Origin of the sequence: Akkermansia biwaensis, from assembly GCF_026072915.1 — a bacterium.
GTDB classification, from domain to species: Bacteria; Verrucomicrobiota; Verrucomicrobiia; order Verrucomicrobiales; family Akkermansiaceae; genus Akkermansia; species Akkermansia biwaensis.
The window spans coordinates 1632269-1651806 of the sequence record NZ_AP025943.1; the positions used below are offsets into that span (position 1 = coordinate 1632269).

At 58.5% G+C, this 19538-nt stretch carries 16 protein-coding genes; 10 read left to right on the top strand and 6 right to left on the bottom strand.

What is annotated here, in order from left to right; translation table 11 throughout:
* Positions 1–39: 39 nt before the first annotated feature.
* Complete coding sequence (locus OQH67_RS06625) at positions 40–825, top strand: hypothetical protein (protein WP_215434103.1); 786 nt, start codon at positions 40–42, stop codon at positions 823–825.
* A 31-nt stretch (positions 826–856) separates the two neighbouring features.
* On the opposite strand, the gene OQH67_RS06630 is transcribed toward OQH67_RS06625, so the two are convergent.
* Positions 857–1450, bottom strand: a complete 594-nt coding sequence (locus OQH67_RS06630; RefSeq protein ID WP_215434101.1) for a M15 family metallopeptidase — start codon at positions 1448–1450, stop codon at positions 857–859.
* Between the two features lie 224 nt (positions 1451–1674).
* On the opposite strand from OQH67_RS06630, the gene OQH67_RS06635 reads away from it, so the two are divergent.
* The 3 genes from OQH67_RS06635 (at position 1675) to OQH67_RS06645 (ending at position 6079) form a co-directional block, all read left to right on the top strand.
* Entirely contained in the window at positions 1675–3465 is a 1791-nt protein-coding gene (locus OQH67_RS06635; protein ID WP_215434100.1) for a chloride channel protein, read from the top strand.
* A 206-nt stretch (positions 3466–3671) separates the two neighbouring features.
* Positions 3672–5189, top strand: coding sequence for a sigma-54 interaction domain-containing protein (locus tag OQH67_RS06640; protein WP_251828192.1), 1518 nt, complete (start codon positions 3672–3674; stop codon positions 5187–5189).
* Positions 5186–6079, top strand: a complete 894-nt coding sequence (locus tag OQH67_RS06645) for a phytoene/squalene synthase family protein (protein WP_215434097.1) — start codon at positions 5186–5188, stop codon at positions 6077–6079. Before OQH67_RS06640 ends, OQH67_RS06645 begins: the two co-directional genes overlap by 4 nt.
* A 17-nt stretch (positions 6080–6096) precedes the next feature.
* On the opposite strand, the gene OQH67_RS06650 is transcribed toward OQH67_RS06645, so the two are convergent.
* The 5 genes from OQH67_RS06650 to OQH67_RS06670 all read right to left on the bottom strand — a co-directional run bounded on the left by OQH67_RS06650 (position 6097) and on the right by OQH67_RS06670 (position 13845).
* Positions 6097–7677 (bottom strand): glycoside hydrolase family 75 protein, encoded by a 1581-nt coding sequence (locus tag OQH67_RS06650; RefSeq protein WP_215711669.1) that lies wholly within the window; start codon positions 7675–7677, stop codon positions 6097–6099.
* Entirely contained in the window at positions 7674–8519 is an 846-nt protein-coding gene (locus tag OQH67_RS06655) for an SDR family NAD(P)-dependent oxidoreductase (protein ID WP_215434095.1), read from the bottom strand. Before OQH67_RS06655 ends, OQH67_RS06650 begins: the two co-directional genes overlap by 4 nt.
* 390 nt (positions 8520–8909) lie before the next feature.
* Entirely contained in the window at positions 8910–9707 is a 798-nt protein-coding gene (locus tag OQH67_RS06660) for a PEP-CTERM sorting domain-containing protein (RefSeq protein WP_215434094.1), read from the bottom strand.
* Between the two features lie 507 nt (positions 9708–10214).
* Complete coding sequence (locus OQH67_RS06665) at positions 10215–12062, bottom strand: GreA/GreB family elongation factor (protein WP_215434092.1); 1848 nt, start codon at positions 12060–12062, stop codon at positions 10215–10217.
* Positions 12063–12165: 103 nt separating this feature from the next.
* The gene (locus tag OQH67_RS06670; protein WP_215434090.1) at positions 12166–13845 is read right to left on the bottom strand and encodes a hypothetical protein; all 1680 of its coding nucleotides are present in this window, start codon (positions 13843–13845) and stop codon (positions 12166–12168) included.
* Between the two features lie 38 nt (positions 13846–13883).
* On the opposite strand from OQH67_RS06670, the gene OQH67_RS06675 reads away from it, so the two are divergent.
* The 6 genes from OQH67_RS06675 (at position 13884) to OQH67_RS06700 (ending at position 19446) form a co-directional block, all read left to right on the top strand.
* Positions 13884–14141, top strand: coding sequence for a hypothetical protein (locus tag OQH67_RS06675; RefSeq protein WP_215458908.1), 258 nt, complete (start codon positions 13884–13886; stop codon positions 14139–14141).
* 59 nt (positions 14142–14200) lie between these two features.
* Positions 14201–14911: a phosphoribosylaminoimidazolesuccinocarboxamide synthase gene (gene purC / locus OQH67_RS06680; RefSeq protein ID WP_067572755.1), complete on the top strand. Its 711-nt coding sequence runs from the start codon at positions 14201–14203 to the stop codon at positions 14909–14911.
* 75 nt (positions 14912–14986) lie between these two features.
* Complete coding sequence (locus OQH67_RS06685; RefSeq protein WP_130083571.1) at positions 14987–15433, top strand: hypothetical protein; 447 nt, start codon at positions 14987–14989, stop codon at positions 15431–15433.
* Positions 15434–15466: 33 nt separating this feature from the next.
* Positions 15467–17869 carry a phosphoribosylformylglycinamidine synthase subunit PurL gene (gene purL / locus OQH67_RS06690; protein ID WP_215434088.1) on the top strand — a complete coding sequence of 801 codons (2403 nt, stop codon included), beginning with the start codon at positions 15467–15469 and terminating at the stop codon, positions 17867–17869.
* A 47-nt stretch (positions 17870–17916) separates the two neighbouring features.
* Positions 17917–18624 (top strand): phosphoribosylformylglycinamidine synthase subunit PurQ, encoded by a 708-nt coding sequence (locus OQH67_RS06695; RefSeq protein WP_215434084.1) that lies wholly within the window; start codon positions 17917–17919, stop codon positions 18622–18624.
* Between the two features lie 42 nt (positions 18625–18666).
* The gene (locus OQH67_RS06700) at positions 18667–19446 is read left to right on the top strand and encodes a hypothetical protein (protein WP_215434083.1); all 780 of its coding nucleotides are present in this window, start codon (positions 18667–18669) and stop codon (positions 19444–19446) included.
* The last annotated feature ends 92 nt before the right edge of the window (positions 19447–19538 follow it).

Sequence of the window (19538 nt, forward strand, 5' to 3'; positions counted from 1 at the left end):
CCTGCCGCCCTGGAAACGCTTTTTCAACACCGGAATGACATGAAGACGAGAATTGGAACGGGAGTGCTGCTGGCGGTCTGCGCCGCTTTTTCATGGAGCGGCGCCCTGGCGTCCACCACGAATTGCCTGAATCCGGCGCATTATCTGAAGACGGGAGGTTCCCACCCCCTTTCCCTGGCGGAGCCCGCTGAAGACAGGGTGTACCTGCGCTTCCAGACGGGATGGGCCAGCAAGTACGAGTGCGAGGGCCTGGACCTGTGGGACGGCAGTCTGTGCGCGTTCGTGCCGGAAATTCAGTACAGGGAGTGGGTGGGCAAGATATGGTACGGCGTTTCCACGGACCATCAGAATCATGCGGAGTTGAAGTACCGGCTGGATTACGTGAAGGAACTGGGGAACTGGACGGTCATGCCGTGGTACGAGCACAGCTTTGTTTTTCCCGGAGACAAGGGGATTCCGCGTCCGGGGCTGAAAACGACGTATCGCTTTTCCGACCGCTGGTTTGCGGGAACGGATCTGTACTGGCAGTACAACAATCATACGTTCCGCGGCTATTATGCGGCGTTTGCCGGCCTGCATGAAGAGATAGCGGATTGCGTCCGGGTGGACGCCACGATCCGCTACGGCTACAACGGCGGGTATGTGGGACCGGTGGTTCATCACGGTTCCAACGCGCTGGACTATAATTTGAGTTTTACGTTCCGGGCCACTTCCCGCCTGACCGTGGAGCTGTTTACCAATTTCAGCCAGGCGCTGACCGTCCTCAGCCGGAAAGGCCTGGGGAACGATTTTTATTACGGCATCAACCTGAAATATACGTTCTGACGCCTTTTCCGGGTTTTCAACGCATGGTGCCTTACGGGCGGACGAACTGGATGTGCATCCAGTCATATCCCAGCTCGCGCCCCAGGGAGAACGCCCCCTCTCCTTCCACGATGGACCAGAACGCATCGTATTCCGGACCGGAAAAGGCAGCTTCCGGCGCGCGCATGTACATGGCGTTGCGCAAAGGGTCCAGGTCCACGGCAATTCCCCATGCGTGCAGGGACGGCCTGCCGGCGCCCCTGACGGGCCGGTTGTTGAAGCAGCCGCCGTAAACGTCCAGATGCAGTTCCCGGATGCGTTCCAGGCCATAGTGGTCCAGCGTCTTTTGAAAGATGTTGATGAGGGAGCCGGCGACCAGCCCGTGACAGGTGATGGAGGTGATTTCCGTATCGGGAGCCCAGGAGGGCCTCAAGGGGTAGGGAAGGGTCACGGTGACCAGGGAGCGCGTGTCTCCCGGCTTTCCGAAGATGGATCTGCCGGAGAGCACTTCCCGTTCCGAGGGCCATGCGGATGCGGGATATTTCAGTTCATGCGCCAGTACGGTGAATACGGTGCAGGCAATGAGCAGGAATGCCAGTCTCCGGAGGCGGCCGGAGACCTGTTTTTGCGGCTGGGGGGAAGGCATGGCCGTTTATGGGTAGCGGGAGATAATACCGGTTTATCAGGTTTCCCTGCCAGTGCAAGGTATTTGAGTGGGAGGCCCTTTCAAGCCTTGTTTTTCTGAGCTTATTTTGTCGGTAGAGCGCGGAAGCCGCCAGACGGGGGGAGGAGACCGTGGCGGTATCTGCGCCTGATTCGAACGTCCGGACGGAATTTCATGTCTTAACGGAACAGTCCTGTTTTTTGCCCATGAATCCGTCTCCCCCCGATCCTCAGACTCCTCCCGGGACAGTCTGGTATGGATGGGTTTTAAACCTGTTCCACCATTTGAAGGTGGGGGAGAGCCAGGTGACTTTCATGTGGGCGGTGCTGGTAGGGATTGTCGGGGCCAGCATGTCCATGTGCTTTGAATGGCTGGTGGAGTTTATTCAATGGCTGTTGACGGGCATTTGGTCGGATTCCAGGGTGGGCGTTTTTTCCCTGCTGGAACCGGAATGGCGGATAGCCGTACCGGCCATCGGCGGCCTGGTGGCCGGGTTTATTCTTTTATTCGTGAAGAGAAGGATGCCGGGGCAGGCCATGGAGTACATGGAGGCCCTGGCCATAGGCAACGGACTGATCAAGGTCAGGGCTTCTTCCCTGAAAGTCCTTTCCGCCGCATGGAGCATTGCTTCCGGAGCGGCTATCGGCAAGGAAGGCCCCATTATCCAGTCTTCCGCCCTGATCGCCTCCGCCGTTGGGCAGAAGCTCCATGTTTCCATTCCCCGTCTGCGCCTGCTGGTGGGGTGCGGCGCGGCGGCAGGTTTCACCACGGCGTTCCACGCTCCTTTTTCCGGCTGCCTGTTCGTGAGTGAGATCATCATCGGCACGGTGAGCATGGATATTCTGGCTCCTCTTTTGATTGCTTCCTGCACCGGGTTTCTGATGCTGCACCTGCTGGGGGACCCCTCGCCTCTTTACAGTTCCCCGTTTGAGAGTTTCACGATGTTTTCCCAGTCCCTGTGGTGCGTGGCGCTGGGGGTGCTGGCCGCCGTGGCGGCCAAGGGCTGGGTGGCCCTGCTGGATGTGTCCAACAAGTATTTGAACGGGCGCCAGTCCCTGCTGCCCGTGCGCCTGATGGCGGCCGGGCTGCTGGTAGGCGTTCTGGCCTGCTTTTACCCGGAGGTGGTGGGCAACGGACAGGCTCTGATCACCGGGCTGGTGCATGAGGATTACGGGACGCAGCAGGCGCTGATTCTGCTGGCGGTGAAGGTGAGCGCCGTGGCGGTGGTGTTCGGCTGCGGCACCGTGGGCGGGGCGATGACACCCACCCTGTTTGTCGGGAGCATGGTGGGTTTTATTTTCAGCACCCTGCTGAATCTCATGGGCATGGAGGGCAATCACGCCGTGGCGTATGCCATGGTGGGCATGGCGGCCTTTTTTGCCACGGCGGCCCAGGCTCCGCTGACGGCGCTGGTGATGGTGGTGGAGTTTTCCATGAGCGGGCAGATGATTTACCCGCTGCTGATCGGCGTGGTGAGTGCCTACGGAACCAGCAAATTGATCCGGGCGCGTTCCATGTACGCCGCCAGCCTGTCCGGAAGCACCGCTTCCGTGGTGAGCCTGCCCATGGCGCAGGTTCATGTGCATGATCTGGCGCGGCACGTGGTGCCGCAGGTGCTTCCGGATGCTTCTCTGGAAGAGGTTTCCTCCCTGATGCTGAAGAATCCGGGGGATTTGATTTTCGTGGTGAAGCAGGACGGTTCTTACCTGGGGACCATTTATCCGGGCGATGTGCCGGGTATCCGGAAGAAGTGGAATCCCGGCCCCGGCGGGCAGCCTCCGTCGGCAGGGGACCTGATCCGTCCGGGCGCTCCCGTGCTGGACGGGGATACGCACCTGACGGATGCCCTCAAGCTGTTTGAGCAGGACCACCTGTCCGCCGCCGCCGTCGTGCGCCAGGCGGACGGCCGTCTGGACGGCGTGCTGTACCGCACGGCGCTGTTCCAGGTGATTACGGAGATGATGAAACGGGAGTCTTCAGGAGCGGAACCTCTTTGACGCGGAGAGGCGCCGGAACGCGGTATTACAATTTTGTAATTGTGTTGTCATGTTCGTGAATGTTTTATTTCATGTTGATGTTCAATGATGAAGATGGCGGATGATTTTGTCCTTTCTTTCCGCGGGAAACGCAGTGCACGAAAAAAGGGTTGGTTGGACGCATGAGCCCGGTTAGTATTCAGGCAGCTACGGGCTGCATGAATGGCATGAACAAGTCTCCCGATTTGGAAATGATCGTGTTGCAGGAGATTAGTTCTGCAATCGTCAACGAGCGCAACGGCACGGTCCTGTTGCAGCATATCCTTGATATTTTGTACCGCCGCATGAAGATGCTGCGCGGCACTTTCACCATCCGCCACGGGAACGACCTGATGATCGAAGCCTCCCACGGGCTGGACGAACAGGAAATGAAGCGCGGCCACTACCATGTGGGCGAAGGCATTACGGGCCATGTGGCGGAAACGGGCCGTCCCCACGTGATCGAGGATATTTCCCGGGACCGCAGGTTCCTGAACCGTACCCGCACCCGCAAGAGCGGGGAAAAGGTGGCGTTCATCTGCGTGCCCATCATTCATTTGCAGCAGGTGATCGGCACCTTGAGCATCGACCGCCCCGTGGATGCGGAGACGGATCTGGAGCGGGATTTGAAGCTGATGCAGATTGTGGGGAACATCGCGGGGGATGCCCTGGCGGCATGTCTCCAGGCCCACGAGGAAAGAGAGGCCCTGGTGGCGGAAAATGAGAAGCTGCGCGAATTGCTGACGAGCAATCCCGGCGAGTTGATAGGGAATTGCCGCCCCATGCTTCAGGTGTATGAGCAGATACGGCAGGTGGCCCCCAGCGACGCCACGGTATTGATCCGCGGCAGTTCCGGAACGGGGAAGGAACTGGTGGCGCGCGCCGTGGTGAATCTGAGCGCCAGGAAGGACAAGCCTCTGATTACGATGAATTGCGCGGCCATGCCGGAAAACCTGCTGGAAAGCGAATTGTTCGGCCATGAAAAGGGATCTTTCACCGGGGCTACCAGCCGCCGCATTGGCCGCGCGGAAGCCGCGGACGGCGGAACCCTGTTTCTGGATGAAATCGGGGATTTGAGCCTGCAAATGCAGGTGAAGCTGCTGCGTTTTTTGCAGGAGAAGACTTTTTCCCGCGTGGGAAGCAACCGGGAATTGCATTCCGACGTGCGCTTCATCGCCGCGACCAGCCGAAACCTGGAGGAACTAATGGCGGAAAACAAATTCCGTGAAGACCTGTATTACCGTCTGAATATTTTTCCCATCGTGATGCCGGACCTTATTCAGCGCAAGGGGGACATCATGCTGCTGGCGGAGCATTTCCTTTCCAAGTTCAATCTCAAGTACGGGAAGCATATCACGCGCCTTTCCACCCCGGCCATCAACATGCTGATGGCCTACCACTGGCCGGGCAACGTCCGGGAACTGGAGAATTGTGTGGAGCGCGCCGTCATTACGGCGCAGGACGATTGCATTTACGGGTACAACCTGCCCGCCTCCCTCCAGATGCCCAGCAGCGACGCCCCGAATTCCCGCGGAGGGGAGGAACAGGCGGATTTGCCCACGATGGTGGATTCCTTTGAACGGGAATTGATTGTGGCCGCACTGAAGCGCTCTCCGGGCAACATGTCCGCGGCGGCCCGGGGATTGGGCATTTCTCCGCGGGTGCTCCATTACAAGATGCACAGGCTGGGCCTGCAAAAGTTATGAAGGGCCTCCATCAGCTTTTATCCGCCGTTTCCCGGTCCTTTTACCTGAGCATGCGCTTTCTGCCCCGTGAGATGCGGCCCGGCGTGGCCGTGGGCTATTTGCTGGCGCGCGCCACGGATACGGTGGCGGATACGGTGGACATGGATTTGAAGGAACGGCTGGCTCTGCTGAAGATGATGGGCGCGGCTGTGGCGGGGGATGCCTCTCACGAGGCGGCCGCAACCTGTTTCGGCCGGCTGGGCGTGCTGTCTTCCGTGCAGAAGCACCGGGGGGAGGGGGAACTTTTGGCGCGCTTTCCCGAATGTCTGGCCCTGCTGGAAGCCCTGCCGCCGCGGGAGCAGATGCTGGTGCGGAACGTTCTGTCCACGATTGTGGAGGGACAGGCGTGGGACCTGGAATATTTTGCGGAGCATTCCTCCGTCACTTGTCCGGAACAATTGGAACATTACGCCTACATGGTGGCCGGATGCGTGGGCGAGTTCTGGACCAGGCTGGGCCTCCTTGTCCTTGGCGGCGCGTTCAGCACCCAGCCGGAAGAGGTGCTTTTGCGGTGGGGAGTCCATTACGGAATGGGGCTGCAGCTGGTGAACATTCTCCGCGACCGGGAGGAGGATTTCTCCCGCGGGAGAAGCTATCTGCCCGGAGACGATGCGGAACCGTGGCTGGAAAAGGCGGAGCTGTGGCTGAAGGAAGGCGTGTTTTATGCGGAGTCCCTGCATAACGGACGATTGCGTTTTTCCACGGTGCTTCCGGCGTGGCTGGGGCTGGATACGCTGGATTTGTTGAAACAGCGGGAAATTCCCTCTTCCAGAAAGGTGAAGGTTACGCGCGGCAGGGTGTATTCCCGGATGTGGAAGGCGTTTCTGTTTTCCTGGAAGGAAGCCCTGTAGTCCGGGAGGACTGCACGTCAGGGGGCCGCAGGCGAGGATGTGGCGGAAGGCGTGGGGGAAGACGGGGAAGAAGGAGTTTCCGACGGTTTGTCCGCAGCCGTTTTTCCGTCTTTTGCCGTGGTTTCCGGTTCCTTGCCGGAAGCGGAGGGAGAGGGAGAAGGCGCCGGGACGGGAGGCGGCTTGGGAGCAAGCAGGTCTTCCCACTGGTGGAGTTTGAAGGCGTCTCCCATGCCGCCTATGTCGTTGAGCAGTTCCCGGCATTTCGCCGTGAATTTTTCATAATCGGGCGGTCCGGCTTCCGGTTCCGCGGTGCCGGGGAAAATGAGGTAGCTCACCACCAGGTCGGAAACGGGGCGGCTGTAGGGGCCGGATTTGGGGTTGATTTCCCGGCTCAGGCGCAGGGAGCCTTCCCCCGTTTTGTACCTGGGGCCCGCGTCTCCCACCAGGGCCGGGTATAATTTGCCGTCCACGATGACGACGGCGTAGTCGCCGAATTGCGGGGAGAACGGGGAGGACTGGTTGACGACGCCCAGAGGGACCACAATGAAGGGATCGTATTCCGAGATTAGGAAGCTATACCTCTTCAGTTCCGCAATGACTCGTTCCGCATGGTCTATTTTGCTGCGCAGGGCGGCTTTTTCCGCGGTGGGGGCCTTGGCCAGGCTTGCCTTGTAGGCAGCCAGCCTCTGCTGCCAGGGCTTGAGCAGGGGATTGGGCTTGTCCGTGCGCTTTTTCCAGCGGTAGGAGGTGCTGGGCTGGTAGAAGGAACTTTTCAGGATTTTGTCCGGCATGGTGGACAGCCGGTCACCGTCCGACCCGTCGGAAACGACGTCCATTTCACTTTGAAGCCACAGCAGTTTTCTGCGGGTTTCCGGGTGGGTTATTTCCAGGATGGTTTCCGTATCGTAGAAGTTGTGGCGGTCCAGCAGCTTGGTCAGGGAGGCCAGGTTTTTGCGGATTTCCGTTTGTTTGCGGGCGTAGATCTGCCCGTAGTAGGGAGAGACGCGCGCGTGGCTGAACAGGGTGGACAGGTCCGGGAGGATGGCCTCCAGTTTGGGGTTGAGCTTCAGGATGTCTTCCTTTTTCGTCAGGGCTTGGGGCTGTTTGACGTTCAGGGTGAGCGTCATCTGGTAATTGCTTTTGGTTTTCTTGTCGCTGGAGGCCAGCGTGCCGGGCAGGAAGTTGGCCTGGGTTTTCAAGTTCAGGCCGCGGGCCAGCTCGTAAATGTTCGTGAGCGCTCCTGTGGACGGCCTGGTGGGCAGAACGGGCGGAAACGGCGGATACTGCACGGGGGGCAGGGCGATGGTGCGCTCCGGCGTCCAGGGAGACAGCAGGCGCACATCTTCCGTGGCCGTGCCGGGGCGTCCGGCAGTATCCGGGGCGGCCGTCTGCGTCTGGTCCGGCTGTTCCGGGGGCAGGGAAGTGTGGGGCGGGTAGGCGTCTGGGACATCTGTCGCCGGTTCCGGCTCTCCTTTCAGGGCGCGGATGATCTGGGCCGGATACGGCGTGAAGAGGGAAGCCGCCATGGCTGCCAGGCAGGCGCAGACCGTAAGCTTGAACCAGGTGATGCGGGTGATTCCGCGGCGGTGGGGTTTCATGGCGCGGGAGGGAGGGTTTCGGGTGGAGAAGGCTGGACTTTCCGGGGGCGTCTGCCCATGAAGAAGCGGATCAGCCCCAGGGGAGCCGCATTCAGCAGCAGGGCCGCCAAACGTATTTTCATGCCGGGGAAGACTCTGGCGCGTCCGCGGGACAGGGCGCGCAGGCTGTCGTTCACGACGGTTTCCGTGGGGGTGTCAAAGGCGTTTCTGCCCGGCATCATGTTGCCGGTGAAGCCGGGGCGGCGCGCCGCTTTCCCGAATCCCGTGGAGACGGGGCCGGGGCAAACGGCCAGGACTCGTATGCCGTGTTCCTTCAGTTCCAGCCGCAGGGCTTCCGACAGGCTGGAAACGTATGCCTTGGTGGCCGCATAAACGGCAAAGTCCGGGATGGGGAGCAGAGCCGCCAGGGAGCTGATGTTGATGATGTCCCCGCCGTTTCTTTTCAAGCCCGGTATCATGGCGTGGCACAGGCGCGTGAGGCTTTCCACGTTCAGGCGCAGCAGGGTGCGTATTCTGTCCCAGGAGCCTTCCGAGAATTCCCCGTAGTCTCCCGCTCCGGCGTTGTTGATCAGGAGGGTTTTTGCCGCAGGCAGTTCCAGAAGGCGCCCGGCCAGATTGTCCAGGGCGGATTCGTCCGCCAGGTCGCAGGGAAGGGCGGCGGCGCGCAGTCCGGGATGTTTTTCTTCCAGTTCGGCGGCAAGCTGTTGCAGCGCCTCTTTATTCCGGGCGACGAGAACCAGTTCCCCGGTGCAGGAAGCCAGCGTCCGGGCAAAGGCCTTCCCGAATCCGGACGATGCGCCCGTGATGATGATTCGTTCGTACTGTAGGCGTTGGTTCTGCATGATGGAGCCGGGTACCCCGTATCATGGTCAATCCGCTGCGGGACCGCAATGAAAAAGGGGACCGCTGGACGCAAAAAAACTTGAAGGAGTTGTTTTTCCGCCTTTCCGTGAACGCAGCGGAGCATCGTGAATTCCCGGCTTTGTTTCATCGCTTCGCGCTGTTGGTGGGATTGAATCGCCTTTTCCTGTGTGCAAGGGCGTGTCCGGGACGGTGTGCATGAAAAGAGGGGCGCTATTGCCGCTGCACGGCGTTTCCGACGGATCGCACCGATTTTTTCTGCGGGGATTTTCTAGAGGAATTGCCGTATCATTCCCTGTCTTGAATAGAAAACTCCGTACCCCGGATAAGGAGGTACGGAGTTTTTATCTCTCGGAAAAGATGAGTCCGGGTCAGTTTCTGCGGCGGCGCAGAAGCAGGGCGGAGAGCCCCAGAAGGCCCAGAGACGCCGTGGCCGGTTCCGGAACGGAGGTCAGCGCCAGAGTATTGATGCTGCCGCTGCCACCCTGGGACAGGATGTCAAGCCGGGTATTGTCGGCCGTTACGTCAAATGTATAAGTCATCAGCACCCAGTCCCCGGTGTGCGTATTGGCCGTAACGGTGGAACCGTTCAGCGTGGCGCCGGAACCAGTGGAGTAATCGTCAAGAATGGCGGAAATGTTGGCTATGCCGTCGCCGCTGAGGCTGAAGGAAGAAGTATTGCCTGTACCGTAATCGTTCCCGCGGCCTACCAGCATCGTCAGCGTGTAGGTGCCTGCGGACAGATTGTTCAGGGACATGGTGAAGTTGCCATTGGCGGAGCCGGCAGTGTTGACAACGCCCCCCATGGGGTTGCCCAGGGACATGTCCTGGCCGAAGACGTCATAGAACTTGTTGCCATGGCCCGCCAGCGCGGATCCGTTTGCGGTAGCGTCAGTCAGAACGCCGCCTGGACCGCAGCAAACGCCGCCGGTCGTGACGGTGATGGCGGTAGTTTCCCCGTCAGTAGTTGCCAGTGCTCCGGAAGTGTAGGAATTTGAACTCCCTGTGGAAACCTTGTTTACTTTTTGTCCGGCTTCCCCGCGGTAGGTTCCTTCCACAATGGCAGTGCCATTGCCGGAATTGATGCCGAACGATATCAGGACTGTAGAGGCTTCCGCAGCGACGGTTGCCGCAGTCATGGCGGTCAGAATAAATAATGTCTTCTTCATAATATGCAGGGGATAGTCAATGGAATACAACGAACGGGCTACTTGCTGTACCTGCCTATAACGAATTTGGAATCCGAAGTCAATCTACAATTTTAAGGGGAAGGGTTTTGAACAGATTTCCACCGCTTGTACAAACATCACAGGGAGGGAGGACAAGTCTTCCTTTTTCCACGGATAAAGTTGTTCCCGAAGCATGACGAAGGGATAATTTCGCTTCTGTTTTTCTGCCGTTACGGTCCTTGGAGGAGGTGTGAAGAACTTATTTCCAGCAGATTGCATTTATCAAAAAAGATGGAATGAATTCGTTACTTCACCAGGATATGGAATACTGAACCAGCCGAAAAGAACCGGATTGTTCCCCCAAAGTAAACCTGCCGGATTCCAAATTCGACCCAATTTTTTTCTTCAGTACAACTTTTTTATATTCAATATATATGACAAAATATCGCAAAAAAATCCTCCATGAAACATGGAGGATTGAAAGAGAACATCTGCGAATAACCGTTCTTAAAAAGCGGCTTCAATGGCGGTGATTGTGAACACCTTCTTTTTGTCGCCGTCCATGGGGACGATTTTTACCTGGTCGCCCACTTTCTTGCCGGTCAGTTCCTTGCCGACCTGGGAGAGATAGGAGACGATGTGTTTTTCCGGGTTTGTGTCCCACGCTCCCAGAATGGTGTACACCACGGGGTTTCCGCCGCCGAGGGGCTGTAGCGTCACTTTCGTTCCCATGGCCGCTCTGGAGGTGTCCGTTACGGTGAAGTCCGTGCCGCGGGCCAGGGACAGCGCGTGCTCCAGTTCCGCGCGGCGGCGGTTGAGCACTTTTTCCACTTCCTTGGCGTCCTGGTAGCCGCCGTTTTCACGAAGGTCGCCTTCCGCACGGGAAATTTTCTTGTTGTGCAGGTTTTCCGGAATTTTCACGTTCACCAGTTCTTCCAGTTCCTTCTTGCGCGCTTCCAGGCTTTCCCAGGAGACGAAGACCGGTTCCGGCTTGTCGGAGGTGTCCACCATAGCGTCCAGCACGATGGAATGAAGGTCCGGGAAGACGCTGATCACGCGGGCCATCAGCGCGCCGCGGTCCTGCTCGGAGAAGGCGGACGTGTTGTACAGCATTTTGGCGAACTGGCGCACTTCCGCCACGTCCTGCTTCCTGATCATTTCCTGAATCATGTTTTTGTCTTCCATGAACAGGTTTTTCAGGCGCAGCATGCGGTTGGGGCCGCCGTCCATGTGGTCCTGTTCAATCAGGGAGAGCATGGCGATGCCTACCGGAATGCCGAAGAGAGGCTTGGCGGCGTCATTGCGCTGGCGGCATATCCAGATGAGGGATTCCGCGGGAAGGGTCTGGCGAAGCAGGGAATGCTTCAAGTGCTTGATGAAGGTTTTTTCCTGTCCCTGTTCAATGAGGAATTTGGCGATTTCCCCCACGGCGCGGGCGCCGCTGGCGTCAAACAGTTCCAGGGTTTTTTCCGTCCATGAGTCGCCGAAGATTTCCGGAAGTACGGCGTACACGCACTTTTGGCGCACGGCGGGCATGGAATTGAGGATTTCCGCGAAGCGTTCCACGTCCTCAATGCCGTTTTCCACCAGGGAACGCAGGGAGCAGGAGGTTTCCGCCGCTTCCGTGTTCTTGACGGCGGCAATCAGGTCGTCCCGCAGAATGGCCAGTTCCAGCACCTGCTGGAGGGCCAGGCTGCCGCCGTTGCAAACGTCGGCGTTTACGGCCTGGATCAGGGTATTTACCGCCTCCGGTTCGGAGACCACGTTTTCCATCTTGACGCTATCCAGCACGCGCACTTTCGCTTTCAGGTCGGCGGCCTTGCCGTAGTCTTCCAGGGCGGCCTGTGCGCGGGAAAGCATGTTGGTGCGCAGGGTGATGCGTTCCCCCTTGCGGGTCGGCATCATGAACTGCACGTTGGTGCGCAGCATGGCGCGCACCTTGTCCCACCAGTTTTTCCATTTGTCTTCCGCAATAACGGTGCCTTTCAGGGCGGCTTCCAGTTTTTCCGGGGTGAGGGAATTGCCGTAGCCCTTCAGCGTCAGGCGCACCAGTTCCACGGGATCGTCCGCGGCCAGGGAGATCAGGAATTCCGGGTCTTCATAGCGCTTGGCCAGGAAGTGGTCGTCACCGATGAATTCCAGAATGCGGGGAGCAAACTCCAGCGCGATTTCATGTTCCGGATTTTCTTCAAAATCAATGACCAGCTTTTTGGCCGGCAGGTTCCAGGAAATGACTTTTCCGGCTCCCCAGGTAGAGTGGAAGCAGTAATGGCCAGGTGAGATACAATCAAGTTTTTCAGCGAGAGCGGGGGTAATTCTCCCCAGAGACAACAATTTCTCCAAGTCGGCGTGCATACTAAAGCACATGATACGCCGGCCCCTACGGGTATCAAGACTAATATTCCCGGTGTACGCACAGAGAAGAGCGATCCGGCAGGATAGGCGCACCGGCGCAGAATCAATTCCACAGATACCGATTTCCCAAACTGTTCCAGATGCCGCTTGCCCCGGGGCATTCAGCCGCTCCGTCCCGGGCCGTTTTTCCCTGCAGGACGGCGCGTTTTTTTAAAATGTACTGCAGATAGTCTTCGTCGTCGATGAACAGGATATCTACCGTGTACCACAGTTCCATCAATTCGACCACGGTTTTTAAGTCCGCATCGGCAGAGGACATGATTCTTTCCGTTCCGTCAGCCCCGCGCACGATGCAGAAGGGAACGAAGTACATCCCGTTCGTTTCCTCCACTTCGTTGTTGTTCCCTTTTCCGCCGGCCATTTTCCCTTTGGCAATGTCCGTAAGCGTTTCTTCCAGCAAACGGCTCAAGTCCCTTCCCACGGAGATCCATTCCCGCCTTACTCTGGGTTCGCCATATCCTACAGGCTCCCGAATGCCGTCGTAGGGGAACAATGCCCTTTCCGGGACTTGGTTGTAAAACCACTCGTCATAAATGTCCAGGGGAGTATTGATCAGGGTTTCCGCACGTCCCATGAGTGTTCCGTCCAGGTAAAAACCGCTGATTCCCCTGCTTCCCACCCAGCATGCTCCCGGTTTTCCCTGAGTTCCGTTCGGGAATAAATCCCTCCAAAGCGGATTCCAGTCCAGAGGTTTCAAAAAACGCTCCCGGAATCCCCGTACATATTCTTCTTTCGTACGATGGGCAGGAGAATCGGCCTCCGGTTCTTTTTCCTTTTCCTCTTTCGCCTGCTCTTTCAAAGAGGCCTCTTTCACCCAGGATTCGGAAACCATGGGGGGCGGGGCTTCTCCCAAATCTGCGGCATGGCGCCGGATTTTGGCGCATTGATCCATAAGCCATTGTTCCCTTTCCGGATTGAAATCCTCCATCATGGCCATGTCCACGATTCCGAAAGCCAGCTCCCTCATGGCGGGCCTCAGCATTCCTTCACCTTCACACAGGTCTTCCCCTACCGGGCCGGAAGCTCCGCGGAAATAGATATGATCCCCGTCACTCCCGCTTATAAGCTGCCTGTACATGTCCATGACGAAAGTTTTCCGCTCAACTGCCTCATCCCAGGTTTTTCGCAAAGCGTCGGCCAAGGCCGGCTTCAATGTTATTTTTCCTCTTTTGACGTACAGATGCTTGTAAATAAAAGGGTTGATTATGGATTCCATCCATCCGGTCGCCCGCATGCGCCATTCCCCGAATTGGGGCAATTTGGGAAGCAGTCCTTTTCTGTCGGAAGGGGTGCTGAATATATCCTCTTCCTCCCCTCCGCTGGCCATGCAGTCCCATCCTTCCAGCATGTTCCCCAGAACGGGAAATTGCAGGCACATGAGCAGAACGGCGCAACGGTCCGCTCCCTGGCTCTGCAAGTCCACAATCGGTGCTTGGGAAAGTATTTGCATGCTGGAGGGTCCGATGGTCTGGGCCCAGATCAAATTGTTTCCCTCCAGATAAAAGCCAAATTCGCGATTAAACGAGGGGAGATAAAGGCACGCATAGGAAAATGGAGGATCGTCTGGAAACAGGACCGTCCAATAATGGGAATCATGAGATTCCGCCGCAAAGTACTGGGCGGGACTTCGCAGAGCGAGATAGGTTTCCTCTTCAGGTTCCTCCCCCAGCCCAAAAAACGGAATCGCCAGAGTCAGCCAGACACATGCAAATATCCTGAACATCAATGATCTTTCTAACAAGACGAAAGGATTGCGTCAAGATGATTAAGATCAATCAAACCATGCTGAGGCGTTCCGGTGATTCACGGGTTCATGGGCTGTCCTCAAACCGCATCGGGAAAGGTTCCTCGCCCGCGCCTGTTTTCCGTTTCCGGGTGTTCCGTGTTTTCCGGATTTTTCTCTGCAATTGTCTCGCGGCAGGTTATTTTCCAATGAACTTTCCGCCGCGCCCGGCCGCATTTCCGCGCGGCCTTCCGCCGCCCTGGCCGCAGGGTGTTCTTCGTCCAGTTGCGGCTTGACCCTGCGTACCGTCTGGCGTAACATCCCCGCACGCATTCAACCCTGCGTAAAACGTATCATGGAACCTATCTACGAAGGCAAGGCCAAAAGACTTTATACGACCGATACTCCCAACGTCCTCCGCATGGAGTACAAGGACGACGCCACTGCCGGAAACGGCGCCAAGAAAGCCCAGTTCGAGAACAAGGGCAAGCTGAACAAGGCCATCACCCTGCTCATTTACAGGATGCTTGAGGAGAAGGGAGTGAAGACCCACCTGGTGGCCGACGTGGACGACATCAACATCGACGTCAAGAAGGTTTCCATTCTTCCCCTGGAAGTGATCGTGCGCAATATTGCCGCCGGTTCCTTCAGCCGCCGCATGGGCGTGAAGGAAGGCACCCCCTTCAAGAAGCCCATCGTGGAGTTTTCCTATAAGGACGACGATCTGGGCGACCCCTTTATCAATGATGATTATGCCCGGGAACTGGGCGCCGCCACGGAAGAGGAGTGCGCCTTCCTCAAGAAGCAGGCGCTGATCGTGAACGACGTGCTGATCGACTTTTTCAAGCAGGTAGGCCTGACGCTGGTGGATTACAAGATCGAGTTCGGCCGCCTGGCGGAAGATCCCTCCCAGATCGTGCTGGCGGACGAGATTTCCCCGGACACCTGCCGCCTGTGGGACATCAAGACCGGCGAGAAGATGGACAAGGACCGCTTCCGCCAGGACCTGGGCAATGTGATGGAAGCGTATGAGGAAGTCCTTTCCCGCCTCCAGCACAAGGCCTGATCCGCAAGCTTTTCCCCATGGGAGCCGGCCGGCCAGCCGGCCCCCATTTTTCATTTTACCACATTCCTGAGCCATATGACCCTCCATTTTGAAGTTATCAGCCGATTCCAGGCCGCAGCCAATGCAGACGCCCTGCTTTACACCCCTCTGAATGCCGGCCTCACTTTCCGCCGCAGCCGCGTGTACACGGTGGAAATCACCGGAGACGAGCAGAAAGCCCGCGACTACCTCCTGAGCGTGCTGGTTGACCCCATTGCCCAGGAATGCAGCGAGCAGGATGCCCCCATTCTGACGGGAGCCCTTTTCACCATCGACTACGGCATGAAGGCCGGAGCCCTGGACCTGGAGAAGGAGGCCATCCTGCAGAATTACCGCGGCCGCAAGAACATGGGCTTCACCCTGGACGGGCTGAAGATCACGCAGCGCGTGTACGTTTTCGGCCAGGGGGACCGGGAGAGCCTTTCCAAACGCTTCGCCAAGGACGTTTGCAATCCCGCCATCCACAACTGGACCATCGCCTGATTTTTCCCCTCACGCCTACTTTTTCCCAGCAATATGTCCGCCAAAACCTACCGCACCGTTCCCGTGAGAGACCTGAGCAGCGACGAGCTGCTCGAGCTCAGCAAGCAGCAGAAGCTTTCCCTGTCCCGCGAGGACATGGAAGTCGTCCAGCAGATTTTCCGCGAAGTGGACCGCGACCCCACCGATGTGGAACTGGAAGTGATCGCCCAGACCTGGTCGGAACACTGCAAGCACCGCATTTTCTCCGCCTCCATCAGCCACAGCGTGAACGGAGGCGCGCCGGAGACCGTGAACAGCCTGTTCAAGACCTACATCAAGAAGCCTTCCGAGAAGATCATGGAACGCAAGCCGGGCTTCGTGCTCAGCGCGTTTGACGACAACGCCGGCTTCATCGCTCTGGACGACAAGCTGGCCGTCTGCCTGAAGGCGGAGACGCACAACCACCCCTCCGCCATTGAACCCTACGCAGGGGCGAATACCGGCCTGGGAGGCGTCATCCGCGATATTCTGGGCGCAGGGAAGGGGGCCAAGCCCATCGCCTCCCTGGATGTGTTCTGCTTCGGCGCTCCGGATACGGACCCCGCCTCCATCACCGCCCCGGACGTCATTCATCCGCTGGGCATCATGCGCGGCGTGGTGCGCGGCGTGCGCGATTACGGCAACCGCATGGGCATTCCGACGGTGAACGGGGCTATCCAGTTCGACCCCACTTACATTTACAATCCGCTCGTGTTCTGCGGCACCGCCGGCGTCATTCCCCGCGGGGACATCCTCAAGGAAATGCGCCCCGGCCTGAAGGTGATCGTCATCGGCGGCCGGACCGGGCGCGACGGCCTGAAGGGCGCCACCTTTTCTTCCGCCGCGCTGGATGAGGCCTCCCATGAGGAGGATTTCACCGCCGTTCAGATCGGCAACCCGATTGAAGAGAAGAAGACGCTGGATTTCATTCTGGAAGCGCGCGAACGCGGCCTGATCGTGTTCATCACGGACTGCGGCGCGGGCGGTTTTTCCTCCGCCGCCGGGGAAATGCTTTCCGTCACGGGCGGGGAGATTTTCCTGGACAACGCCCCCCTGAAGGAGCCGGGTCTGATTTCCTGGGAAATTTTCCTTTCCGAGTCCCAGGAACGCATGGTGATGGCCGTGGAGGAAAAAGACCTGCCGGAACTCCAGAAGCTGGCGGATACTTTCCAGACGGAACTGACCGTGCTGGGCCATTCCGACAATACGGGCATCCTCAAGGTCTGGCACAAGGGGGAACTGGTGTGCTGCCTGGATAATTCCAAGCTGCATGAAGCCCCCGTCAAGAAGCTTTCTTCCGTATTCATCAGCGGCCAGGGGCTCACCGGGCAGCCGATGCCGGACAAGGACCTCGGCAAGTCCCTGGAAACCGTCATGAGCGATTTCGCCATCGTTTCCCGCGAACCCATCATCCGGGAGTACGACCATGAAGTGCAGGGCAACACGATTCTGAAGCCCCTCGCGGGCGCCACGGCGGACGCTCCGCAGGACGGTTCCGTGGTGGACATCGACGGCTCGGACAAGTGCATGGCCATGGCCTGCGCCATTCTTCCGGAATGGGGCAAGACGGATCCTTACGCCATGGGTACCGGCACCGTGGACGAGTGCGTGCGCCAGCTTATCCTGGTGGGCTCCAACCCGGACAAGATCGGCCTGCTGGACAATTTCTGCATGGGCAATCCGGAAGATCCGGCGGAGCTCGGCCGCCTGGTGGAGTGCGTGAAAGCCATCGCCAAAGCCGCGGACGCCTACAACGCCCCGTTCATTTCCGGCAAGGATTCCTTCTATAATTATTTTGAGACGGAAGACGGCCCCATCAACGTGCCCGTCACCTTCCTCTGCTCCGGCTTCGGCGTGGTGGAAAGCCCGGACCACGCCACCGGCTCCTCCCTGCGCCGGGACGACAGCCTGCTGTACCTCATCGGCAATACGGAAGATGAAATGGGCGGCTCCGTCTTCGCACGCACGCACGGCGTGAACGACTGCAAGGTGCCGCAGACGGATTGCGCGAAGAATATGGAGCTGTACAAGGCCTATTACAATGCCCTGACTTCCGGCCTGGTTCTTTCCGCCCACGACGTTTCCGAAGGCGGCCTGGCCGTCACGGCGGCGGAAATGGCCTTTTCCGGCAAGGGAGGCGTCCAGCTTGACCTGACGAAGGTTCCCACTGTGAACGGCTGGAAATCCCCGGCCATTCCCCTGTTCAGTGAAAGCACGGGCCGCATCCTGGTGGAGGTGGACCCCGAATTCGCCGCGGATTTTGAGGCGGCCATGGAGGGCTTCCCCTGTGCCTGCATCGGGCGCGCAACTCCGGAAAAACGCCTTGCAGCCACCTGCTGCGGCGGGGAAAAGGTGCTGGACTGCGAACTTGCAAGACTCAAGAAACTCTGGAAGGACGGACTCACTCCCTACTATTGATTTCAACAGTCCCGGATTCAACTTATAACGATTTGACACATAATCACATGCCTCACGCACTTTTACTCAAATACCCCGGCACCAACTGCGATGTGGAAACGGAACGCGCCCTGCGCACGGTCGGCTTTTCCACCCAGGTCCAGCCCATCGCCACCGCCGCGCCGGAACACGTGGCCAAGTCCCAGCTCGTCGTCATCAGCGGCGGCTTCAGCTACGGGGACTACGTTACCAGCGGACGCCTGGCGCAGCTGGAAACGGAACGTTTCCTGGGAGACGCCCTGCACAGGCACCACGCCGGCGGGGGCCTTATCCTGGGCATCTGCAACGGGTTCCAGATTCTGACCAAGCTCGGCATCCTTCCTTCCTCCAGCTTGATTGACAACAAGAGCGAACGCTTTGAATGCCTGTGGGCCAGGCTGGTGAAGGTGGCCAAGGATTCCCCGTTCCTGCAGGGGCTTCCGGACGAGTTTGAATTGCCCTCTGCCCACGCGGAAGGCCGCCTGGTCACCAGGCCCGGAGATGCGGAAAAGTATCTGTCCGCCGGGTATGTGGCCCTGCAGTATGCGGACAACCGCGACGGCTGCGCCTGCAGCATTGCCGGGCTCCAAGACGCCACTGGCCGCGCCATGGGCCTGATGCCCCACCCGGAACGCTTCCTGCTTCCCCGCCACCATTACGACAAGGACTGGGCGGCCCATGAAGACTGGGGCTGGGGTTATTTCCTTTTCAAATCCGCCTTTGACGCCCTGAAATAAGTTCCGGGAGTCTGCCACAACCTAGCACCCTTCCTCCGCAACATGACAGATACGGTATTCATCAGTTCCTCGAACGCCCTGGGTTCTTTCTGGACCTCAAAACGGTATTTCGACTACCTGATTGACGAAACGAGTCTGCCGCTCCTGCGCGGCAGGGAGTTCGGCCAGGCTGTTCTCATTTGTCCGTCCCTGTGGGAAGGCCGCCGTGCCATCCGAAGGAACGAGGAGGCATTCATTTCCCATGTCCGGCAGTTGATAGACATTCTGCACGAGGTGAAAATCGAACGCCTGACTTACGTCACCAGCATCGATACCCAGCCGGAGACGGGGAATGAAGATTCCCCGCTGGTTCATGAGTTTGAAGACGCCTTCCTCTCCGCCCTGGCGGAATTGAGGGATTACGTCAACCTCAAATTCGGCCGCGTGCTCAGCGTGTACCTGCCGGAAGTCACCGGAACGGGTGCGGATATGAGCGTGGCGGATTTGCTGGCAAATGCGCCGGAAGGAAAGGGCGAACTGGACGTGGCCCTGCTGGAACGCCACCAGCTTTATCCCATGCGCCGCATCGTCAATGATGTGGAGAAAGCATGGGAATGCGGCCTTTTTGCCGTCAATCTGGTTCCGGAACCCGTCACTGCCTTTGAACTGGCGGAAGCATGCTTTCCCTCCCTCGCGGGGCGCCTTCCGGTAGCGAAGGAGGCGGATCCTTACGGAAGCGGCAGAACTTCCGTGCATTCCACGCAGTACCATGATCCGGACACCGGATACATCATGGGGAAGGGTGATGTTCTGGAGGGTATTTCCAGGGGGCTTCAGGCCTGATTTTTTCCCATTTATGGAGAGCCCGCGTGCCTTGCCCGGCATGCGGGCTTTTCCGTGTGTACACCCCTCTTCTGAAGATGCGGCATCCGCCC